Here is a 20,664-nt window from a genome sequence, read left to right as displayed (position 1 = left end):
AAGCAGCCTGGCTTTGAGCTTGTTAAACGAATCCAATACCTGACTGCTTATTGCTGATTTTGTGGGGGGAGTTGATGCTTAGTCGAGACGTAAACGCTGGGGTCGCAATAAACTCTCCGCCACAAGCTGGGTGGATAAGTCCAGTCGCAATGGCTGGCTCATCATGGTGAAGCCAATAATGCTTTGTAATATTGATTGACGAAGAGATTGTGTTGAGATCTAAAGATCCACAATTTTCACATTTAGCTCGATAGGCGTGTTGTTTTGACATGTCCAGTTCGGCGGCTAGGGTGAGTAGCATTTCAACACGGTTTCTTCTGGTTTGACGTAACTTCCTATTAAAGAGACGTTGCCAATAATTGGTCTTTAGCGTTTGTTCTAAGATAGAGACTTGCTGCACCAGGCTCGCCATGTCTTCAACGATGGCATCAATATCTCGAAACTTTTCGGCGTTTACTAAATGATTGCACTGTTGGCACCAGCCTAGGGTTTTTCGCAGAGGTATCGCTAAACCATGATGTAAATAAACTCGCCAAGCATTGACTTCCTTTGAGTGGGTGCAGCAATCACAGCGATTACATTGAATACGAGTTACAGCGAATGGCATTGAGCCTCCTAATTTATTGATATTTTTAATTGTGGTTTAAGTTTTGAATTTTGGGAATAGCGATAAGCTATTAATTCGCGACTTTGTTTGTTCGAGGCTGGGGATTGCTATAATATTTTCAAAAAACGCTGGAGAGAGAAAATGGCCAATATTCCAAATAATTATGCGAAGCTAGAACAGGGTTATCGAGAGAAAGCACTGAAATTGTTCCCATGGGTCTGTGGACGATGTGCACGCGAATTTCCTTATTCAAATTTACGAGAGCTCACCGTTCACCATATCGATCATGATCATACTCATAATCCCAACGATGGCTCAAATTGGGAGTTGTTATGTTTATATTGCCATGACCATGAGCATTCTAAATACACTGAAGCCGCACAATACGGTTCTAGCGTGGAAGCGGGCAGTGATCTAAAACAGGATTTGGCGACCAGTAATCCTTTCGCGAGTTTAAAGGCCATGATGGACCAGAAAAAGTAGCGCTAAGGCGAATTGAATGCTCAGATCTGTTCATTCCGAATTTAACTAGCAATGGCTTCCAACTAAATTTGAGATAATTCGTCGCGCTGAATGAAGCCCTAAGGGACTGTTTAGGGTTAACTTTTCGGATCATAATCGGTGCTTGCTTGGTCAATTTAGCTTGATAAAAATTTTATATAGAATGTTGAGATAAGAATTTTGAATTGCATTTGGTTGTAAAGTGCTTCTAATGCGCATTATTGCTGGTTTAACGGTGTTATATATCACCATAAGCCTCTTGGTTTGCCCTTCAAGTTGAGGTATTGCTAGGTTAGATAACAAATTTGCGTTGGCTATAAGGGCGGCTATGCTCAGTATTGGGCAGCGGAGAGTTAAACATTACGAAAATAGGCTAAATACGGTATTTAAGGGGGCGAAAATGATAGTTCTGGAGTCATTTGTCGCTTTAAGGCTTAATTTGTCAGTTTTTTTTTAAGAAATTTCGCAATAAATCGCTCAAATACAGTTCACCCTCTCGCCTTGTGCGACAGTAGTGGTATACTCCCCGCCGAATTTGAAAAACAATTGATTAGAGTTGAACAATGGCTGATTTATCAAAATATAGAAATATTGGTATCTTTGCTCACGTTGATGCGGGTAAAACTACCACAACTGAGCGTATCCTAAAACTAACTGGCCAGATCCACAAAACTGGTGAAGTGCATGATGGTGAATCTACCACTGACTTCATGGAACAGGAAGCTGAGCGTGGTATTACCATTCAGTCTGCTGCAGTAAGTTGTTTCTGGAACGATCACCGCTTCAACGTTATTGACACTCCTGGACACGTTGACTTCACCGTTGAAGTATACCGTTCACTTAAAGTGCTTGATGGCGGTATCGGTGTATTCTGTGGTTCTGGTGGGGTAGAACCTCAGTCAGAAACTAACTGGCGTTATGCGAACGAATCTGAAGTTGCACGTATTATTTTCGTGAACAAACTAGACCGTATGGGTGCTGACTTCTACCGTGTTGTTAAGCAAACTCAAGACGTACTTGCGGCGAACCCGTTAGTCATGGTTTTACCGATCGGTATTGAAGATGACTTTACTGGTGTTGTTGACCTACTGAGCCGTAAAGCTTACATCTGGGATGACACTGGTCTTCCAGAAAACTACGAAATCACTGATATTCCAGAAGACATGCTTGAGAAAGTTGAAGAATATCGTGAAATGTTAGTTGAAACTGCGGTTGAGCAAGATGACGATCTAATGGAAGCTTACATGGAAGGTGAAGAGCCGACTATTGAGCAACTGAAGATGTGTATCCGCAAGGGTACGCGTACCATGGACTTCTTCCCAACTTACTGTGGTTCCGCTTTCAAAAACAAAGGTATTCAGTTAGTTCTTGATGCGGTTGTTGATTACTTACCATCTCCAACAGAAGTTGATCCTCAACCTTTGATGGACGAAGAAGGCGAAGAAACTGGCAATCACGCAATTGTTTCGGCTGATGAAACCTTTAAAGCTTTGGCATTCAAAATTATGGATGACCGTTTTGGTGCATTAACCTTCGTGCGTATTTACTCAGGTAAATTAAACAAAGGCGACACCATCCTTAACTCGTTCACTGGTAAAACTGAACGTGTTGGTCGTATGGTTGAAATGCAAGCCGATGACCGTAATGAGCTTACTTCAGCTCAAGCTGGTGATATTATCGCCATCGTGGGAATGAAAAATGTTCAAACGGGTCATACCTTATGTGATCCTAAAGACCCATGTACTTTAGAGCCTATGGTATTCCCAGTTCCTGTGATTTCGATTGCGGTTGCACCGAAAGATAAAGGTTCAACTGAGAAAATGGGTATTGCTATCGGTAAAATGGTTGCTGAAGATCCATCGTTCCAAGTTGAAACTGACGAAGATTCAGGTGAGACCATCCTTAAAGGTATGGGTGAACTTCACTTAGATATTAAAGTTGATATCTTGAAGCGTACCTACGGTGTAGACCTATCTGTTGGTCAACCACAGGTTGCTTACCGTGAAACGATTACTCAAGCAATTGAAGATAGCTATACGCATAAGAAACAGTCTGGTGGTTCTGGTCAATTTGGTAAAATTGATTACCGTATTAAGCCTGGCGAAGTTGGTTCTGGTTTCACCTTCACCTCTTCGGTTGTTGGTGGTAACGTTCCTAAAGAATTCTGGCCTGCAGTTCAGAAAGGTTTCCAAAGCATGATGGAAACAGGCCCATTAGCTGGCTTCCCATTACTTGATATGGAAGTTGAGCTTTATGATGGTGCTTTCCACGCCGTGGATTCATCAGCAATTGCTTTTGAAATTGCAGCGAAAGGCGCTTACCGTCAATCTGTGCCAAAAGCGGGTCCTCAATTACTTGAGCCGATCATGAAAGTTGACGTATTCTCTCCAGAAGATCACGTGGGTGATGTGATTGGTGATTTGAACCGTCGTCGTGGCATGATCAAAGACCAAGAAGCGGGTGTTACTGGCGTACGGATTAAAGCAGATGTTCCTCTTGCAGAAATGTTTGGTTACATTGGTTCACTACGTACCATGACTTCTGGTCGTGGTCAGTTCTCAATGGAATTCTCGCACTATGCACCGACACCACAAAACGTGGCTGAAACTGTAATTGCTGCAGAGAAAGAGAGGCAAGCTAAGAAGTAAGCTAACTTTTTAGTACTAAGCCGCTCTTAAAGAGCGGCTTTTTTTTGTCTAAGATAAATATAACGAACGACCAAATTGTTACTGTTGTAGAATACTTATCTAATAAATAATCTGTTCATTCTTGCTGGTATAAATCACCGCTAACTGCGTGATGTATTTTGTAATTAGAGCCACTCGTTACTGTGTCTGATGCTTCGTTATCGGCAGATTTATTTCGCGCAACAAGTTGTTCATATGATCAATCAGATTGGTATAACCATAAGAATTTCTGTTGGCAATGTTGCCGTATGCGCTTGCCTCACCATGCGCGCATTAATCAGCATAATCGCTTTTAGAATTTAATTGAGCGGCGGCCGGTTTTGGCACTGGTTGCAATAACTGTTTGGTTTTGCTTCGGCGGAGTTGGTGTGGTAATACTTGATTGTTGTTCTGAGGGTTTAGCTTGCTCATCACAGACCACCACTAAATATTGACCGTTAAATTCAATGATGTCTCCAGCGTAGACTTTTTTTCGTTTACGTTGCTCTAATTCACCGTTTAGTCCTACATACCCTTCAGCGATGACCATCTTCGCTTCGCCACCACCATTGACCAAATTCCCAATTTTCAATACTTTGTATAGCTCGATAGGTTGTTGGCTGATCAGGACTTCAAGGGCTTCGACTTCAATTTCTTCCGTTGGTATACGTGATTCGGTCATCTTTTATTGTCACTTAAGGGTTTTGCGTCAAAGTATGGCGATGCAAGTTGCGACGGTCAAGTGCAGTGATAAGGCGGTGTTTTGAAAGAAAACCTGAACTTAAGCTTTCTAGTTCATAGACCGATTCTTATAAATTAAAACAAGGGACTCTCGTGAAGCTAAATTTATTAGCCATATTTAGTCGATGTCGTTTATCTGTTGCGATAAATTGGCCTATTTTTTTGCTGATGAGCATTACACTGAAAGGCTGCGGTTGGATGCCCAAAGCACTGCAAACGCAGCAACAGTTTATTGATAATACGGTATTAGTCGATCCTGCCATCAAACATTATCAGCTAAAGGAAGATAACTTTAGTTTGAGTGTTCATAGTAATGGTGTCGCCCAACAGGCGGTTATGCTGTGGATCCATGGCACTCCTGGTTCGTGGGAAGATAGTGCTTATTTTATTAGCCAATCTCCTTTGCTCAGTAAAGTATTGGTGGTCAGTATTGATAGGCCGGGTTGGGGGCAGTCTCAATATTTGGATGTGGCTAAGCCGATCTCTGAGTTTTCACAGCAAGTTCATTATATTCGTCCGCTGATAAAGCAACTCAAGCAACAACACCCTGAATTGCCGCTGATTGTTGTGGGACATTCTTGGGGAGCCTCTTTGGCTCCTCTGTTAGCTAGCAGTAATGCTGAAGTCGATGGATTGTTGTTATTGGCTGGTGGTCTTAGTGCTGAACTAACTCAGCCGCGTTGGTATAATCGTTTTGCACGAAGTGGTGTTGGTCACTCGTTGTTAGGCCTTTTTGAGTTTGGTCAAGTGCTTAACCATTCGAATTTGGATATGTATGCCTTGGCAACTGGTTTACGCCATTCAGACCGCCTATTAGCGAACTTAAAAATTCCTACCATTGTGGTTCAGGGTTCTAAAGATGATTTGGTTGATCCCAAAAATGCTGATTTTGCCGAAAGTCATTTAAATCCGAAGTACAGCAAAGTACTTCGTTTAGCCGATCAGGGGCACTTGTTACAGATTGAGCAAGTGGCGCTGGTAAGCCGATGTGTGTTAGCGCTGGCAGCGCAACAATTGGAACAATGCCACTCTTAATTATTCGCCTTGGATTGTTCATCTGTTAAATAAGCTGATTATTTCGATGAATAAGATTTATTTGTGCCTCCAAGTCTGTCGCTCGCTTTCTGAGGCTTAGTTGTGAAAGGTCATGTTATGATTTCGCTCGGAAAATGAATGGTTAAGTCCTTAAAATCACCTAAAAGACGTACGGCCCTGACTTAACGGTAATTAATCACGCATATTGCTTGCTTAATTCTAGGTAGGTAAATATCATCAATTTTTTGTAAATTAAAAATTAGACTTTTGTGGGCATTTACTCTTAATGTTCTCAATAAATCGCTAAGTTGACCCTTATGGACAGTTTAAATGACTAGGAGTTGTCTCGTTGAAGTTACAGTATAGCGCATGTTATGTGCTTGGTTTGTTGACGGCCAGTGTGAGTGCTGTGGCTAATTCTCTTTCAAGTCTTGACTTAGAATCTTTAATGGACACAGACGTACAGGTGACGTCTGCAATGAAGCGCGCTCAATCAGCTTTTAGCACTGCTGCATCGATTTATGTTCTTCGCAAGCAAGATATTAGAGCCTCCGGAGCGGTTTCTGTCGCGGAATCGCTAAAGTTGGTTCCGGGGATACAAATAAGGCAGTTAGATAGTAATCAATGGGCGATTACTGCCCGTGGTGTTGCTGGCCGCTATACCAGTAAGTTATTGGTGATGGTCGATGGCCAGAGTGTTTATAATCCGATGTTCGCTGGCGTATATTGGGAAGCGTTGGATATCCCTCTGTATGATATTGAGCGCATTGAAGTTATTCGTGGTCAAGGTGGTTTATTGTGGGGAAATAACGCGGTTAATGGCGTGATTAATATCATTACCAAAAACAGTATTGATACACGAACGGCTTTGGTTCAGGTCAGTCGTGGTGATCAATTAAATTATGATGTTGATATGCGTTATGGTGACGACATTGGTAATGACGGGAGTTATCGAGTCTATGGCAGCATTCGCGATGCCGATACTTCTAAGCGTGGTTTAGATCTCACGGCGAATGATGATTCACAGCAGGGCTCCGCTGGTTTTCGCTTAGACATTGCTCCAAGTGATGATTTATCGATTTTGACTCAGTTTAGTTATACCCACACCAATATTGGACAAAATCTAAAAGCTTTGTCTCAAGAGGTGAACCAGAATACCTTTTATCAAGATCGTTTTAAACGTGATGATCTGCGCCTAATGGCTCGTTTAGAGCATCGCTTGTCGACCCGCTCTAATCAAATGTTACAGCTCTCTTGGGGACATCAAGATAGTCAGCAACTCTATTTGAATGAACATTTTAAGTCGCTCGATATTGACTACCAAATGAATTCTGCTTTTGGTGATCTGCAATTAGACTGGGGCTTGAACTATCGTAATAATGATTTGCCCTATGAAGAAAATTGGCTCATCAGTAATGATCGAGGAATAGATAATTTACGCTATTATGGAGCCTTCATTCAGGCTCAGTATGCTTTAGTGCCCAATCACTTGACGGTGATTTTTGGCAATAAATTGGAGCACAATAGCTTGACCGGTTGGGAGAATCAGCCTGCCGCTCGTTTGCTTTGGCAGCCGAGCGAGCAGCAAGTGGTTTGGGCTGCAGTTTCAAAAGCGGTACGGATCCCGTCTTTAACCGAATTCGATTCTGATTCTGCGGTGAACGGTAGTCGAGTGGCAGACTATTTTACCACTGGTATTGATGCGATTGATCAATATATGGTGCGCACTGTGCTCAATGGTAATCAATCGGTCCAACCCGAAAAGTCACGGTCTTACGAGCTAGGATATCGGTTTAGCAGACACAATTGGTCCTTTGATTTAGCTTTGTTCCACACCCAATCCAGAAATGTGATTGCAGTTACTCCGAATACTAACAGTATTGATATTGACAGTATTGCGAGTTTACTGGCTAGTGGGCAATTTGCAGAGGCGCAGCAGTTATTAACTGAGTCTCAGGTAGAGCTTGATATTGTGTCTAATGCGGATTTGAATACTAAAGGGGGAGAAGCGGTACTGTCATGGCGGCCGAATAGGCGCTTTAGAAGTGAATTTGGTTATAGTCAAATGGCATATCGTTATCGTTTGCAAGAGGGGACGAGTGAAGCGATTGGCTTTGATTCTGACAGCCGACAATTTTTTGTAAAGGCGGGTTGGCAGCTGTTTGAACAGCATTCGTTATTTGGTTTGTTTCGTTCATTGAAAAGTGAAGCCTACGGAACCGATGATTTCGATGCTCTTGATGTGACTTGGCATTGGCAGTTTTCCCCCCAGACTGGGTTATCTTTAAGTGGTAAAAACTTATTAGCCGGAGAGCACTTGGAATATAGAAATACTTCTGAAACATACACTCAACCACATTATATAGATAAAACAGTGGTGCTCAGATTGTCGGCTGAGTTCTAATCTAGATGGTTGCTGTTCTGGGTAAGCGTTGCCTGCTCACTTTGCTGTTGTGTTGTGGCTTGACTTTGTTTATGAATCAGGTTGAGGCCAGTGACACAGAAATCGCATTGAAAGCTGGCTTTACATTTAACTTTGCCCGATATAGCGAATGGTCGGGTCAAGCTGCGTTGCGAGGCTCGTTTCAGCTATGTAGTCCTGATTTGCATTTTGTAACGGTGGCTGAAGATGTCTTGGCGGGGCAAACTGTACATGGTCTTCCTATTACTGTCAGTCATGTCGAATTGGTTCATCAAGCGATGTCCCAATGTAACTTGCTATTTGTAAGTGCAGCTTATCGAGCACCATGGCAAGCACTCGATAAGCATTTATTTCGACATACCATGTTGGTCGGAGAAACCGCTGATTTTATTAAGTACGGTGGACATATCCGATTTTTTTTACTATCCGGTAAAATCCGCTTCGAAGTCGCTCCTGATGCACTCAAAGAGGTTGGTATTGTGATGAGTTCCAAAGTATTGAGGCTCAGTCGAGTTATCAGTGAGGGGGCTCAATGAGAGCTTTTTTTCTAATGAATACAATGAGTAAAAAACTGCTATTTATTCTAATGAGTATGGCAGTATTCTCAACTCTAATGGTCGCTGGGGTTTTTAGTGCTTATGAGTTGGTCAGCGCTAAGCGTGAGCAACAGCAGGGCTTACAAAACTTGGCTAATATTATCGCGCCGAACGTGACGGCAGCGTTGCTGTTTGATGACCAAGAGTCGATGCACGAATTAATTAAACCATTGTTGTTACGCAAAGATGTGGTTAAAGCTGAAATATTTGATTCACAGCAGCAGCTGATTGCGAGCGTGGTTAGTCCTGCGGACTCTGTTGCTTTAGAGCAGCAGCCCGGTGCGATTATTCGAACCTCTAGTTTATTGGTGATGGATGGACAAATTTATGGAGAGTTGAGCCTCTCGGCCAATCAGAGTTATATCGAGCAACGGATCATATTTTATGGTCAATTTTTAGTGGTTCTGCTGCTTATCACCTTTGGTTTAAGTTGGTTTTTTTCATTATTTTTACAGCGCGGATTTTTACGGCCTTTATTACATTTGACCGATGTTGCCGAGCGAGTCACTTCGAGTAATGATTATAGTTTACGCGCGCAGCAATCCTCGGGGGATGAAGTCGCCAACTTGACCGAATGCTTTAACAGTATGTTAGAAACGATTGAGGCTCGGGACCGCAAGTTAGAAACTCAAGTGAAGGTACGCACTCAAGAGTTGGAAAGTGTCAACAACCAACTCTTGGAGTATGCCTATACCGATGGTTTAACTAGCTTACCTAATCGTCGATATTTTTATGAAAAAATTCAAGGCTTAGTCAAGAACAATGTGAGTTTTTCTATTATATTCATCGACTTAGATGGGTTTAAGGAAATAAACGATACTTTGGGCCATGATTATGGTGATATTTTGTTGGGCCAAGCAGGGCAACGAATACTACGTTGTGTGCGCGAACAGGATACAGTCGCTCGTTTAGGTGGAGATGAATTCACTATTGTTATTGAAGGGGTCAGTAATAAAGAACGGATAACAGGGATTGCAGAAACGGTATTAGAAGGTTTAGCGAAACGTTTTAATATTAAACACGAAGCTGTTTATGTGAGCGGTAGTATTGGGATCACTTTTTATCCGCAAGATGGCGATAGTGTAGAGCAATTAGTTAAACACGCCGATCAAGCGATGTATGTGTCTAAAAGTCGTGGTCGCAATTGTTATCAATTTTTCTCTTCAGAAATGCAAATTGAGGCGCAACAAAAACGTAAGTTGTTAGAGGAATTACGAACTGGCATAAACGAGCAGCAGTTTGAGTTATATTTTCAGCCGATTGTTGCCGTTAGCACCACCGGAAACACTGAGCGAGTTAGTAAAGCAGAGGCTTTATTACGCTGGAATCACCCTGAAAGAGGTTTGATTAGTCCTGGAGAATTTATTGCTGCTGCGGAAGATTCTGGTTTGATCCGAGAACTTAGTGCATGGGTGATGCACGAAACGGTTGCAACGATTAGCCTTTGGCGTCAGCAAGGGTATTTACCAATACAAATTAGTGTGAATACCTCACCATCGCAGTTTGATGACGGCGGTATTTGGATTGACGATTGGCTACGAGAAGTCAGAGCCTATGAGCTACCAGAACATAGTATTATGATTGAAATCACCGAAAATGTGCTGATGAAAACCAACGCTTCGATTAAGCAGCAACTGACGCTTTTACATCAACAAGGCATCGATGTGGCTATCGATGATTTTGGCGTTGGCTATTCTTCTTTGGCTTATCTACAGCAGTTGGATATTGATTTATTAAAAATAGACCGTTCATTCATTCAGCATCTAGAGAACAATAAAGATAGCGCAGCGTTGGTGAAGGGAATTATTACGATGGCCCACCATTTAGACTTGAAAGTGGTTGCTGAAGGGGTGGAATCAGAGTTGCAAAGGCAATATATTGCTGACGTTGGTTGCGATTATGGACAAGGTTACTTTATGTCAAGGCCGCTTCCTAAGCAGGCCTTTTACGAGCGTTATTTACAAGCAAAAACCTTGTAGATAACGCTATATTGGGGCGCTTAGCGTTCCCAATAAGCCTCTTCTAGGCTTTCTTCACGCTCTGGTAAACCACGGGATAGTCGAGGACTATCTTGGGCCAATACTTCATAGCTGACTCGATTTGCGTATTTACAAATTTGCGCAAATGAGGAATAGCTTAAGGCTTGATAACGGTGTTTACTGGATTGTTGTACATTTGTACGATGAAAAACGTTAGCCGCCATATCATGTAGTAGTGCCGATAACGCCCCATCACCCGCACCATTGGTATTGGTTATTTTTTCGGGACCGCCCATAAATGGGGCTATGTGTGAATATACTTTGACTGCTTGTTGGCAATGTTGGCGCAACATGGGCCGAGAAAACTCATAGCGGTTAAATTCTGGAATAGAGCCGGGTAACAGGGTATGTGTGGTGCTACGTTTATGATTTTCGTCGGTATAACCGGCCATGAATAAACCACGGGACCCTGCGGTGCAAAGGATCAAATCACACCATTCTAAAGCGGTTTCGCAAGCCTGTAATATATCACTGTGTCCAGTTAAGGCTTCTGCTTCTTCTTCATTCATAGCCAATACAGTGACATGCTCTGCGATAAATTTTTGCCACCATTGAGGATCATCTTCAATTAAAAAGCGAGTGCCGAGCGTTAGTACCACTGGGACTTCGGCTTGATGTGCATATTCAATCGCTAACATTGCCGCATCAGTGATCGGATCATTCCCGGCTCGCATTAAATAAGCGGTTAAAGCTAAGGCGGCACCAGATTTAATTAGTTGTTCATCAATGTGCTGGGGACTGAGCTTATCCATGTCGCCTTTAGAGATGGCGAAAGTTCGCTCACCACATTCAGTGATGAGGGTAAAACAACGCCCAACAGGACCGGCAACTGGTTCTAAATGATTAAGATCGACGCGCGAAGAAGTGTTGCATAAGTAGCGGTAAGCGTAATCTCCAATGGTGATGTTCTTGCTCATCACGCCAAACATCACCGACCTACCATCAGCTAAAGTAGAATAGTTGTGCAGTGTATTACCGATAGTACCACCAGCAAATTCAGCGCTAATCAGCTGAGCGTCTTGTAGCTCCTGATAGAGAAGACTCGCGGCCTCATCATCAATCAGCAAAGAATTTCCCTTCACTAAGTTATGGCGTTGAATGAAGTCTTCACTAACATGCGCCTCTATATCCACTAAGGTTTGATCGATGCCTGTAATGTGGGTATGTTGCGGGCGTTGCACCGGATCCAGCAAATTGGTTAAAGGGTCGCGAGACTCTACCGGAAAATAGTGTTTGGATTTACGTTGGCCAGGAAATTTCATGCAAAAGTCGCTTGTTTCAATAGTGCTTGTTTTAGCAGCTTAGCTGCTACCTTGTTGAGCGGCGGCGATTTTACCACAGGCTGTATGAAATGTGACTTTTTGAATTGATATACACCTCTTTGCGATGAAAATGAGGTGATTTCACCTTTTATTGATGTTCATCTGGCTCGAGTAAAGCTTGATACTGGCTTAAGGCAGGATGTGCCGAGGCTTGGCTCATTCGCTGATAATGCTGAATAGTCCTTAATAGATAACGTCGATGCTCGGGATTCGTTAGTTGCCACATCTGCTGACCGATTGGGCTAATGTTAAGGCCTGCAGTTGTGCTCACATGCAGCACTTCGTAACAGCGCCGTTTGTCTTCAATTAGATGTTCACTGAGTAATGCCAGTTTCTTCTTGGCTAAAAATTCGCGTAATTCGTATTGGTGATGGACTGGGCAAAGAATGAATTCTAGCGGCCGCTGTGGATGTTTCGATAAAATGCTATCAATCAGCTGGATGCACAATTCGCCGCCGACACCTGCAATGATAATCAGCTCCTCCGTTTGGCTTGGATGAGCCGCGCTTAATGGGAGCTCGCCAGCATCAATACAATGAACTAACCACTTCGGACTCGAATGAGACTTATTGCACGGGAAAAATCGTTGTAATTGTTGTTCTAGTTGGGCGCTTATCGTGGAAACTTGATCGACGAAGTGCACCGTCCCGGCTATCTCCCGTTGTAGTAATTGGGCTCCCAGTTGTCCGTGATCGCAGCAGCAGTCCCATATATCACGGTAGTGCTGAGTGATCAGTTGGTCAATAAATGCTAAGCGGCGGTTGAGTTTCACGATAATCCCCTAAATAAACCACGCTATAGTATATTTCTAGCCTTTATTGGCAACTATTTTAGCCCACCACTCCTAGCTTGAAGCCAGTCTCTATTGCTTGCTTGGTTAAACCTCGTTATCTGAAGTGATCTTTGGTGCCAAATATGGCCTATTTGAGTGCGACGAGCTCTCACTTTTAGTCAATTTCGCAAAGCTTTAGACTAAAGATTAATACCTGTCCTGTTAAGTATTTGTTAAGTTTTTATTCGGTAGGCTTGAATTGATTTGATATCGGATCTATTGCTACAGCAAAGAAGCTGATTTAAATCAAATTTGGCCATTAACAATAATGCAACATATTAGTCACCCTACAATCAGCAATGCGTGACCTAGATTGCTTGGAGAAATGTCATGGAAGAACAGACTACATATTGGCAAGAAAACTTGCGTTTGATATTTATCTGTCTCGTCATATGGTTCGTGGTCTCATTTGGTTTTGGCTTGTTATTGGTTGAACCGTTGAATGAGATCCGTTTAGGTGGATATAAATTAGGTTTTTGGTTTGCGCAACAAGGCTCAATTTATACCTTCGTCGCTTTAATTTTTTGGTATACCGCCAAAATGAATAAGCTCGATAAAAAATACCATGTGAAGGAGTCATAAATGGACGAGTTAAAACTCTATACCTACATCGCCGTATTTGGCTCATTTGGGCTTTATTTTGCTATTGCGTGGTGGGCTCGCGCCTCATCAACTAGCGATTTTTATGTGGCTGGTGGTGGGGTAACACCGATCCAGAATGGGATGGCAATTGGCGCCGACTGGATGAGTGCCGCATCGTTTATTTCTATGGCAGGTTTGATTGCCTTCCTTGGATATGGTGGCTCGGTATTTTTAATGGGTTGGACCGGGGGTTACGTATTATTGGCAATGTTGTTAGCACCCTATATGCGTAAACACGGTAAATTTACCGTACCGGAGTTTATTTCTGATCGATATTACTCTAGGGGGGCACGAATTGTTGCAGTTATATGTCTTATCATTGCTTCACTAACTTATATTATCGGTCAAATGAAAGGGGTGGGTGTGGCCTTTTCCCGTTTCTTGGAAGTGGAATACGATAACGGCTTATATATCGGTATGGCGGTCGTTTGGGTTTATGCGGTGTTAGGTGGGATGAAAGGCATCACTTATACGCAAATTGCTCAATATTGTGTGTTGATATTTGCTTACACGATTCCGGCAGTATTCATTTCTTTGCAGTTAACGGGTAATCCTATTCCGCAGCTTGGTTTAGGGAGCACTTTGGCTGATGGCAGTGGTGTATACCTGTTGGATAAGTTGGATATGGTGGTCACTGATTTAGGCTTTAAAGAGTATACCACTGATAATATGGGAGGCACGCTGAATATGTTTGCCTACACCATGTCGTTAATGATCGGTACTGCGGGCTTACCACATGTGATTATGCGCTTCTTCACCGTACCAACGGTGCAAGCGGCTCGTTCTTCGGCAGGTTATGCTTTAGTATTTATTGCGCTTCTTTACACTGTGGCACCAGCAGTAGGCGCCATGGCTCGCTTTAATTTGATGAATACCATTGTTCCTTCAGCGGATAACAATCTGGTATATGATGAGCGTCCTCAGTGGTTTAAAGATTGGGAGCAAACTGGGCTGCTAAAATTTGAAGATAAAAATGGTGATGGCAAAATTCAGTATGTGGCCGATAAAGGCGCAAATGAGATGGTGAAAGTGGACCGTGATATTATGGTGCTTGCTAATCCAGCCATTGCGAATTTGCCTAATTGGGTGATCGCCTTAGTTGCTGCGGGTGGTTTGGCTGCAGCTCTATCTACGGCGGCGGGTCTATTATTGGCGATATCTTCCTCTATATCTCATGACTTGATGAAGGGGGTGTTAACGCCCAACCTCTCGGATAAAAATGAGTTGCTGGCGGGTCGTATTGTGATGACCTTAGCCATTCTTGTCTCGGGTTATCTCGGTTTAAATCCGCCTGGATTTGCCGCAGGTACGGTGGCATTGGCCTTTGGTTTAGCTGCGTCTTCTATTTTCCCTGCGTTGATGATGGGTATTTTCGCCAAGAAAATGAGTGGCACAGCAGCGATTGCAGGCATGTGCTCGGGGATTGGCGTGACTATGCTGTACGTATTCCAGCATAAGGGCATTATGTTTATTCCTGGTACCTCTTTCTTGGGTGATATGGCTCCCAATTGGTTCTTGGGAATTTCGCCTAATGCCTTTGGTGTTGTTGGGGCTTTAGTTAACTTTGCCGTTGCTTTTGCTGTTTGCAAGGTCACAGGACCCGCGCCGCAACATATTCAAGATATGGTGGAAAACTTCCGTATACCGCATGGTGCGGGGGCAGCACACGACCATTAATTCGAGTATTGATTGAACTTAGTGAAGCAAAAGGCTCCCTAGTTGGAGCCTTTCTTTATCTTAAATGACCGTATTATGAATCATACTTAAAACCAGATAGTGATAGGTCTATTCAGGTTTAAGATGACTTACGATCAATGATTGTTGATAGTAGAGGCAAATCGCCGTTCTATCATGAGGTGTTAAAAATTGTTGGACATTTTTACGTAGTGATGGTTTTCAAATACTCAAAACCAGACAATCAGTTTTGCTACAGAGTGTCCAATTTTAAAGCTCCAAATACAGGATGTATAAATGAACAAACATACTAAGTTGGCGATACTGGTGATGCCATTTTTGGCTATCGGCGGCTACATTGCTTCTGATATTTATTTAGAGCATGACGCGGGTAAGGATAGAGTGATTCAGCTCAGTACTTATGGTCATTGCGATATTATTAATCAACAATGTATTTTGCAATCGGGTGATTTTCGTTTAAATATCTCTGATCAAGCGGGAGTCACCGAAGTGAACTCAACCTTTCCTTTAGACCAAGCCACTTTATTCTTGGTTGATAGTTCGGAGCAGGTTACCGCTTATCCCATGGAAATGAAAGATAGCCCTTATTATTGGCAGCGCAGCACTGAATTGCGGAGTTTGATCCCTAATCAGGGAAATAGCTATAAACTACGTATCATCGCTAATATTAAAGGTGGCAAATATATCAGCGAATTCTACAGTCAAACCGTGCGTTAAATATCACCTAATTGAGAGAATATACTTCTTTGGTGTGCAACAAGATGCAGTGCATTCATTCGGTTCTTTGATGTCAAAAACTAGTTTCTAGATCATTAAATGATTAATTTGTTGTGATTAAATGCAGCCAATCCAATACAATTGGTGTTTGTTACTTTTATCTATTATTTTTATAGGATTAAGTCGTGAGTGCTAATCAAGTATGTCCATCTTGTGGTGGACATAAACCTGCTTTAATGGCATGCCGTGATTGCGGATTTAAATATGTTGTTGCTGGTCGTCCTCCTGAGCCAGCTAAGCCAAACGTTTCAGCTAAGCCAAACGTTTTAGTTAAGCCAAAAATTACAGCCGAGTCTATTCCAAGAAGTCAATATAGAGCGGTGGTTGAGGAAGGTGCTTCTAAGCCACAAGTGATCATTAAAACCAAAAAACGTCGCCAATACACCATTCCTAGTGAAGAATAATTGATTAGCAACCGTTGGTGTTTATTTGCTGCCATATGGCAGTAATGCCATTGTTTCTCGATTCGCTGAGGTGCTGAGCTAAACCCAATTGGGTTAAGGTCTTACGGAATAAGATTTTGGCTGGTTCTGTTTGTTGAGGGTATTCAGCAATGCAAGCCAGCAAGATCACCAGTAAGCCTTTGATGATTCGAGCGTTACTATCTATTTGTAGTTGACCTTGATGGTAATGCAGCCATACGTCGCTTTCGCAGCCAATAACTTTGTGTTGTTCGGTCTGGTATTGCGGATCTATCGGTTGAAGCTGTTTGCTTAATAATAGCAATTGTCGGTAACGTTCTTCCCAAGATTGGCATGGCTGAAAAATTTGCTCTATATGCTCTAAAGTTAAACCGATTTGCGGTGTATTACTCATCAAATAGCTCCATGATATTGTCTATTGCCTCGATGAGTTTATCGATCTCTTGCTGAGTATTATAGAGCCCTAGAGACAGACGAATACTACCTTGTTTGGCGAGTTTTTTACTTAAAGGCATCGCACAATGATGGCCACATCGTAGCGCTATATTATACTGGTCGAACAGCGTCGCAGCATCTTGAGGATGGATCCCTTTGAGAACAAAGGAAATTAAACCAACACGCATCATTGGCGTCCCAATCAGCTCGACCTTGGGGTGTTCTTTTAACTTTGTTAGTGCGTAATTTAATAGGCTGCGTTCGTGATTTAAACGTTCTTTGAGCGGAAACTGCTTTAAAAATTTTAGGGCTGCGGCTAAACCGATGGCCCCCACAATGTTCGGTGTTCCCGCTTCTAATCGGTAGGGCAGACGATTCCAAGTGCTTGTTTCGCAGCTCACTTGGCTGATCATTTCTCCGCCAAATATACTTGGTTGTAAGGCTTCCAAGGCTTCCGTTTTTCCATAAAGTACTCCAATACCTGTTGGACCATAGACTTTATGACCAGAAAAAAGATAGTAATCGCAGCCTAAACGCTCAACGTTAACATCTAGATGAGCGATCGCCTGAGCGCCATCAACAATCACTTTTGCGCCGTATTGTTGCGCGTGTCGGACTAGTTCTGGAATAGGCAACAGCGCCCCAATGCTATTGGAGACGTGAGAGATCGCTAAAATTTTACATTTTTCACTAAAGTGTTCTTTAAAATTAGCTATATCAATATCACCATTATTTAATATAGGTATACACTTAAGAGTGGCACGGGTTCTGGCTGCTAATTGTTGCCAAGGGACGAGGTTGGAGTGATGTTCTAATTCACTCACCCAAATTTCATCACCCTCGGTTAAGCTATAGGCTAAGCCATTCGCTAGCATATTACAGCCTTGGGTGGTGCCGCTGGTCCAAATGATGTTGTCAGCTTTGCTACCAATAAATTCAGCAATGGTCTTTCTGGCTGATTCGAAGGCATTGGTGGCTTGTCGCGCGAATTGATGACTCGCTCTATGAACGTTTCCATGACCGTGTTGGTAGTAGTTTTGAATCGCGTTGAGCACGGCTTCAGGAACTTGTGTCGATGCCGCACTATCCAAATAGGTAAGCTGTTGGTTTTCGCGGTTTAAAGACGGAAAATACCGCCGATAGATATGCTGTTTAGCTGAAGTCACAGTTGTCTTACCATAGCAAATAAAGCGGTTATTGTATCGGTAGCGGAGATTCTACACTAGCCTATATCGATGTTATCTTTGATTTTAGTAATGGAGTTACAGATAAGATGCCACAGTCTTCAAGCTTAGTTACTTGGCAAAAAGTCTATTTTGGCTTTGCTCAGCCGAGTCAGGAAAGTCAATTTCGCGAGATGAAGTGGTTACAACAGTGTCGTCGGCTGGCTGGTATTCAAGTGATATATGCATTGAGTGTGTTGTTTTTTTTTACACAAACCGGTTTATTACAAGCTTGGTGGGTGGTCGCAGATTGGCAGGCGACTGGAGCCCTTGCTTGCTGGTTGTTTATTCAAGTTATATTAGGCTGGTTTGGTCAGCAGATCCTTAGCGTAAAAGAGGTATCGGCTTTTGTCCTTGCGATGTTCTGCCAGCACTGCCTGTTGCTCTGCTTATTACTCTTTAACCATTCTGTCCTTGTTTTACCTTTCTGGTTGATTTTTAGTTTACCGGTGTTACTCACAACTATTTATATACCAATAGTATTGGCACATAGCATGATAAGTATTGCTGGCGGATTTGTGGTATATATCGATTTTCAGGCCTCTTCCCTGCACTTGGGCCAATGGGCATATTCGATACTTTCAACCATGGGTTTAGTTTATGTGCTGTTGGTTGTCGGGATCTTTTTATTGCATAAATTATGGCGTAATCAATATATTGCTGAACAGGGATTACAACTGTTTAGCGAACAGTATTTCGCTAGCGCTGCGGATGATGAATCATTATCGCCAGTAGTAGACGTTGATCCCGTAACTGGCTTAGCAAATGAGACCTGTTTTAAACGATTCTCCGAGACAGAAATCGAACGAAGCTCTCGTTATCAAAATGCTTATTCTGTCATCTTAATAAAAATTAATCATTTTTTTAACTACCAAGATACGCGGGGGCAAGAAGAAGCCGATAAGCTTCTGATTAACATGGTAAATCTATTGCATCCTAAGATTAGAAAAGTAGACCTAATCGCTCGTTATCAACAAGACAAGTTTGTTATTGGTTTACCTGAGACAAGCCTTTATCAAGCGCTCGATACCGCAGAACGTATGCAGACTGCATTGAGTACAGAATTTTGGAGTCGTTTTGCTGAGGACTTACAACTGGAAACGAGATTTGGGGTGGCTTGTATCGATAGTTCCGTGATGACTGTTGAACAATTACTGATGAAAGCTGAACATGCCATGAATAACCATCGTAGTCCGGTAGCTTTGAGCTACGGCCGTTAAGTTTTTGAATATATTCGGTTTCACTTAGGAGTTGGATTGGATGCGGGCCCCTTTATTCTTGCTATTATGTGTTTTTTCTTTAACTGTAAATGCCGCTGAAAATAGTAATTTGGTCGATTCATGGTTAGGTTATGGCGCCTTGGTTATTTTTATTGTTGCCTATTTATTGGTGATGAGCGAAGAGGTGATTCATTTACGAAAATCTAAGCCAGTATTGGTTGCTGCAGGCTTAATTTGGTTTTTAATTGCTATCTATTATCGAGGCTCTGGCCAAGAGCACCTCGTCACTGAGGCTTTCAGGCACAATTTACTTGAGTTTTCTGAGTTGATGCTGTTTTTGTTGGTGGCGATGACCTATATCAATGCGATGGAAGAGCGGCGGCTGTTTGATGTACTGCGAGCCTGGCTGGTTCGTAAGCAGCTCAGTTATCGTCAATTATTTTGGCTAACGGGAAGTTTGGCCTTCGTGATCTCTCCGGTCGCCGATAATCTGACGACGGCTTTGTTAATGTGCGCAGTAGTAATGAAGGTGGCTAATGGCAATAGCAAATTCATTAATTTAGCCTGCATCAATATTGTGATTGGTGCCAATTCTGGAGGCGCTTTTAGTCCCTTTGGTGATATTACAACGCTGATGGTGTGGCAAAAAGGATTGGTTCATTTTTCTCAGTTTTTTGACTTATTGTTACCTTCGATGGTGAATTTTTTGATTCCTGCCATCATCATGTCGGTGTTTGTTTCAGCAGACTCTGTGGAAGCTGAAAATGAAACGGTAGAGCTAAAACGTGGCGCAAAAAGAATTGTACTGCTGTTTTTGGTGACGATTGCTACCGCTGTATTAGGTCATAGTCTATTCCATATGCCGCCTGTGTTAGGCATGATGATGGGGCTCGGTTATCTGCAGTTCTTTGGCTTCTTTTTACGTAAAACCTTAGCTTCTAGCTTACATAAAAAAGCGGTGAATGCGATTGCTCAACGAGATGATGCACGCTTAAAAGCTCTTGGTAGTGTGGTGCCTTTTGATATATTCAACCGGGTTGCTAGAGCCGAGTGGGATACCTTGTTGTTTTTTTATGGGGTGGTTATTTGCGTCGGAGGGCTTGGATTTATTGGTTATTTGGAGATGGCATCTTCTCTGATGTATCAGCGATGGGAGCCAACTCATGCAAATATTGCGATTGGCGTGTTGAGTGCAATTGTGGATAACATTCCAGTAATGTTTGCGGTCCTCACTATGGAGCCCAACATGGTGTTGGGACAGTGGTTATTGGTGACCTTAACTGCTGGGGTTGGGGGAAGCTTATTATCTATCGGTTCTGCTGCGGGTGTGGCGCTGATGGGGCAAGCCCGTGGTCACTATAGTTTTATTAGCCACCTGCGCTGGAGTCCGGTGATTGCGCTGGGTTACGTGGCCTCGATTTATTGCCATTTGTTACTTAATGCTTCGTTATTTTGAGGGGCTTGTTGCTTGAAATACCAGTTTTATTCA

General features: G+C 42.7%; 18 protein-coding genes. 12 read left to right on the top strand and 6 right to left on the bottom strand.

All coding sequences use genetic code 11. The annotated features are described in order from the left end of the window. Positions 1–22: 22 nt before the first annotated feature. On the bottom strand, positions 23–607 hold the full coding sequence (locus ACRRS1_RS13305; RefSeq protein WP_432467636.1) for a hypothetical protein: 585 nt from the start codon (positions 605–607) through the stop codon (positions 23–25). A gap of 141 nt (positions 608–748) precedes the next feature. Here ACRRS1_RS13305 and ACRRS1_RS13300 point away from each other — a divergent pair, with 141 nt between their 5' ends. Further along, positions 749–1,090 (top strand): YajD family HNH nuclease, encoded by a 342-nt coding sequence (locus ACRRS1_RS13300; RefSeq protein WP_432452686.1) that lies wholly within the window; start codon positions 749–751, stop codon positions 1,088–1,090. 581 nt (positions 1,091–1,671) lie between these two features. Next, a complete protein-coding gene (gene fusA, locus ACRRS1_RS13295; RefSeq protein ID WP_432463406.1) occupies positions 1,672–3,756 on the top strand; it encodes an elongation factor G in 2,085 nt (694 codons plus the stop codon). Between the two features lie 331 nt (positions 3,757–4,087). On the opposite strand, the gene ACRRS1_RS13290 is transcribed toward fusA, so the two are convergent. Then, entirely contained in the window at positions 4,088–4,456 is a 369-nt protein-coding gene (locus ACRRS1_RS13290; RefSeq protein WP_432463405.1) for an RNA-binding S4 domain-containing protein, read from the bottom strand. 152 nt (positions 4,457–4,608) lie between these two features. Here ACRRS1_RS13290 and ACRRS1_RS13285 point away from each other — a divergent pair, with 152 nt between their 5' ends. The 4 genes from ACRRS1_RS13285 (at position 4,609) to ACRRS1_RS13270 (ending at position 10,547) form a co-directional block, all read left to right on the top strand. Next, positions 4,609–5,550 carry an alpha/beta fold hydrolase gene (locus ACRRS1_RS13285; RefSeq protein ID WP_432463404.1) on the top strand — a complete coding sequence of 314 codons (942 nt, stop codon included), beginning with the start codon at positions 4,609–4,611 and terminating at the stop codon, positions 5,548–5,550. A 349-nt stretch (positions 5,551–5,899) separates the two neighbouring features. Next, positions 5,900–7,954, top strand: coding sequence for a TonB-dependent receptor plug domain-containing protein (locus ACRRS1_RS13280; RefSeq protein ID WP_432459601.1), 2,055 nt, complete (start codon positions 5,900–5,902; stop codon positions 7,952–7,954). 71 nt (positions 7,955–8,025) lie between these two features. Continuing rightward, positions 8,026–8,508: a YfiR family protein gene (locus ACRRS1_RS13275; protein WP_432463402.1), complete on the top strand. Its 483-nt coding sequence runs from the start codon at positions 8,026–8,028 to the stop codon at positions 8,506–8,508. Between the two features lie 23 nt (positions 8,509–8,531). Beyond that, positions 8,532–10,547, top strand: coding sequence for a putative bifunctional diguanylate cyclase/phosphodiesterase (locus ACRRS1_RS13270; protein WP_432467637.1), 2,016 nt, complete (start codon positions 8,532–8,534; stop codon positions 10,545–10,547). Between the two features lie 20 nt (positions 10,548–10,567). On the opposite strand, the gene ACRRS1_RS13265 is transcribed toward ACRRS1_RS13270, so the two are convergent. Both ACRRS1_RS13265 and ACRRS1_RS13260 read right to left on the bottom strand, forming a co-directional pair. After that, complete coding sequence (locus tag ACRRS1_RS13265; protein WP_432452693.1) at positions 10,568–11,869, bottom strand: inosine/guanosine kinase; 1,302 nt, start codon at positions 11,867–11,869, stop codon at positions 10,568–10,570. A gap of 148 nt (positions 11,870–12,017) precedes the next feature. Then, positions 12,018–12,701 carry a tRNA (adenine(22)-N(1))-methyltransferase gene (locus ACRRS1_RS13260; protein ID WP_432452694.1) on the bottom strand — a complete coding sequence of 228 codons (684 nt, stop codon included), beginning with the start codon at positions 12,699–12,701 and terminating at the stop codon, positions 12,018–12,020. Positions 12,702–13,091: 390 nt separating this feature from the next. Between ACRRS1_RS13260 and ACRRS1_RS13255 the strand changes: the two genes are divergently transcribed. From ACRRS1_RS13255 to ACRRS1_RS13240, 4 genes are all read left to right on the top strand, one after another. After that, positions 13,092–13,343: a DUF4212 domain-containing protein gene (locus ACRRS1_RS13255; protein WP_432452695.1), complete on the top strand. Its 252-nt coding sequence runs from the start codon at positions 13,092–13,094 to the stop codon at positions 13,341–13,343. Continuing rightward, positions 13,344–15,080 carry a sodium:solute symporter family protein gene (locus tag ACRRS1_RS13250; protein WP_432452696.1) on the top strand — a complete coding sequence of 579 codons (1,737 nt, stop codon included), beginning with the start codon at positions 13,344–13,346 and terminating at the stop codon, positions 15,078–15,080. It begins immediately after the preceding gene. A gap of 294 nt (positions 15,081–15,374) precedes the next feature. Next, positions 15,375–15,815 carry a hypothetical protein gene (locus ACRRS1_RS13245; RefSeq protein WP_432459597.1) on the top strand — a complete coding sequence of 147 codons (441 nt, stop codon included), beginning with the start codon at positions 15,375–15,377 and terminating at the stop codon, positions 15,813–15,815. A gap of 185 nt (positions 15,816–16,000) precedes the next feature. Beyond that, positions 16,001–16,279, top strand: a complete 279-nt coding sequence (locus ACRRS1_RS13240; protein WP_432452698.1) for a hypothetical protein — start codon at positions 16,001–16,003, stop codon at positions 16,277–16,279. Positions 16,280–16,283: 4 nt separating this feature from the next. Here ACRRS1_RS13240 and ACRRS1_RS13235 read toward each other — a convergent pair whose 3' ends face one another. Both ACRRS1_RS13235 and ACRRS1_RS13230 read right to left on the bottom strand, forming a co-directional pair. Next, positions 16,284–16,691, bottom strand: coding sequence for a SufE family protein (locus ACRRS1_RS13235; RefSeq protein ID WP_432459595.1), 408 nt, complete (start codon positions 16,689–16,691; stop codon positions 16,284–16,286). Beyond that, positions 16,684–17,898, bottom strand: a complete 1,215-nt coding sequence (locus ACRRS1_RS13230) for an aminotransferase class V-fold PLP-dependent enzyme (RefSeq protein WP_432459594.1) — start codon at positions 17,896–17,898, stop codon at positions 16,684–16,686. Before ACRRS1_RS13230 ends, ACRRS1_RS13235 begins: the two co-directional genes overlap by 8 nt. Positions 17,899–18,005: 107 nt before the next feature. On the opposite strand from ACRRS1_RS13230, the gene ACRRS1_RS13225 reads away from it, so the two are divergent. Further along, complete coding sequence (locus ACRRS1_RS13225; RefSeq protein ID WP_432459593.1) at positions 18,006–19,175, top strand: GGDEF domain-containing protein; 1,170 nt, start codon at positions 18,006–18,008, stop codon at positions 19,173–19,175. Positions 19,176–19,215: 40 nt separating this feature from the next. Beyond that, positions 19,216–20,631, top strand: a complete 1,416-nt coding sequence (gene nhaD / locus ACRRS1_RS13220; protein ID WP_432459592.1) for a sodium:proton antiporter NhaD — start codon at positions 19,216–19,218, stop codon at positions 20,629–20,631. Positions 20,632–20,664 lie beyond the last annotated feature (33 nt).

The organism is Agarivorans sp. Z349TD_8 (assembly GCF_050870825.2).
Classification (GTDB): domain Bacteria; phylum Pseudomonadota; class Gammaproteobacteria; order Enterobacterales; family Celerinatantimonadaceae; genus Agarivorans.
The sequence above is the reverse complement of the archived record's forward strand: the minus strand, read 5'-3'. Positions and strand labels throughout refer to the sequence as shown.

Bases quoted from the DNA above. Each gene is read 5' to 3' on its own strand.
- ACRRS1_RS13305 (WP_432467636.1), bottom strand. From the start codon at position 607: ATGCCATTCGCTGTAACTCGTATTCAATGTAATCGCTGTGATTGCTGC.
- ACRRS1_RS13300 (WP_432452686.1), top strand. From the start codon at position 749: ATGGCCAATATTCCAAATAATTATGCGAAGCTAGAACAGGGTTATCGA.
- fusA (WP_432463406.1), top strand. From the start codon at position 1,672: ATGGCTGATTTATCAAAATATAGAAATATTGGTATCTTTGCTCACGTT.
- ACRRS1_RS13290 (WP_432463405.1), bottom strand. From the start codon at position 4,456: ATGACCGAATCACGTATACCAACGGAAGAAATTGAAGTCGAAGCCCTT.
- ACRRS1_RS13275 (WP_432463402.1), top strand. From the start codon at position 8,026: ATGAATCAGGTTGAGGCCAGTGACACAGAAATCGCATTGAAAGCTGGC.
- ACRRS1_RS13270 (WP_432467637.1), top strand. From the start codon at position 8,532: ATGAGTAAAAAACTGCTATTTATTCTAATGAGTATGGCAGTATTCTCA.
- ACRRS1_RS13265 (WP_432452693.1), bottom strand. From the start codon at position 11,869: ATGAAATTTCCTGGCCAACGTAAATCCAAACACTATTTTCCGGTAGAG.
- ACRRS1_RS13255 (WP_432452695.1), top strand. From the start codon at position 13,092: ATGGAAGAACAGACTACATATTGGCAAGAAAACTTGCGTTTGATATTT.
- ACRRS1_RS13250 (WP_432452696.1), top strand. From the start codon at position 13,344: ATGGACGAGTTAAAACTCTATACCTACATCGCCGTATTTGGCTCATTT.
- ACRRS1_RS13245 (WP_432459597.1), top strand. From the start codon at position 15,375: ATGAACAAACATACTAAGTTGGCGATACTGGTGATGCCATTTTTGGCT.
- ACRRS1_RS13235 (WP_432459595.1), bottom strand. From the start codon at position 16,691: ATGAGTAATACACCGCAAATCGGTTTAACTTTAGAGCATATAGAGCAA.
- ACRRS1_RS13225 (WP_432459593.1), top strand. From the start codon at position 18,006: ATGCCACAGTCTTCAAGCTTAGTTACTTGGCAAAAAGTCTATTTTGGC.
- nhaD (WP_432459592.1), top strand. From the start codon at position 19,216: ATGCGGGCCCCTTTATTCTTGCTATTATGTGTTTTTTCTTTAACTGTA.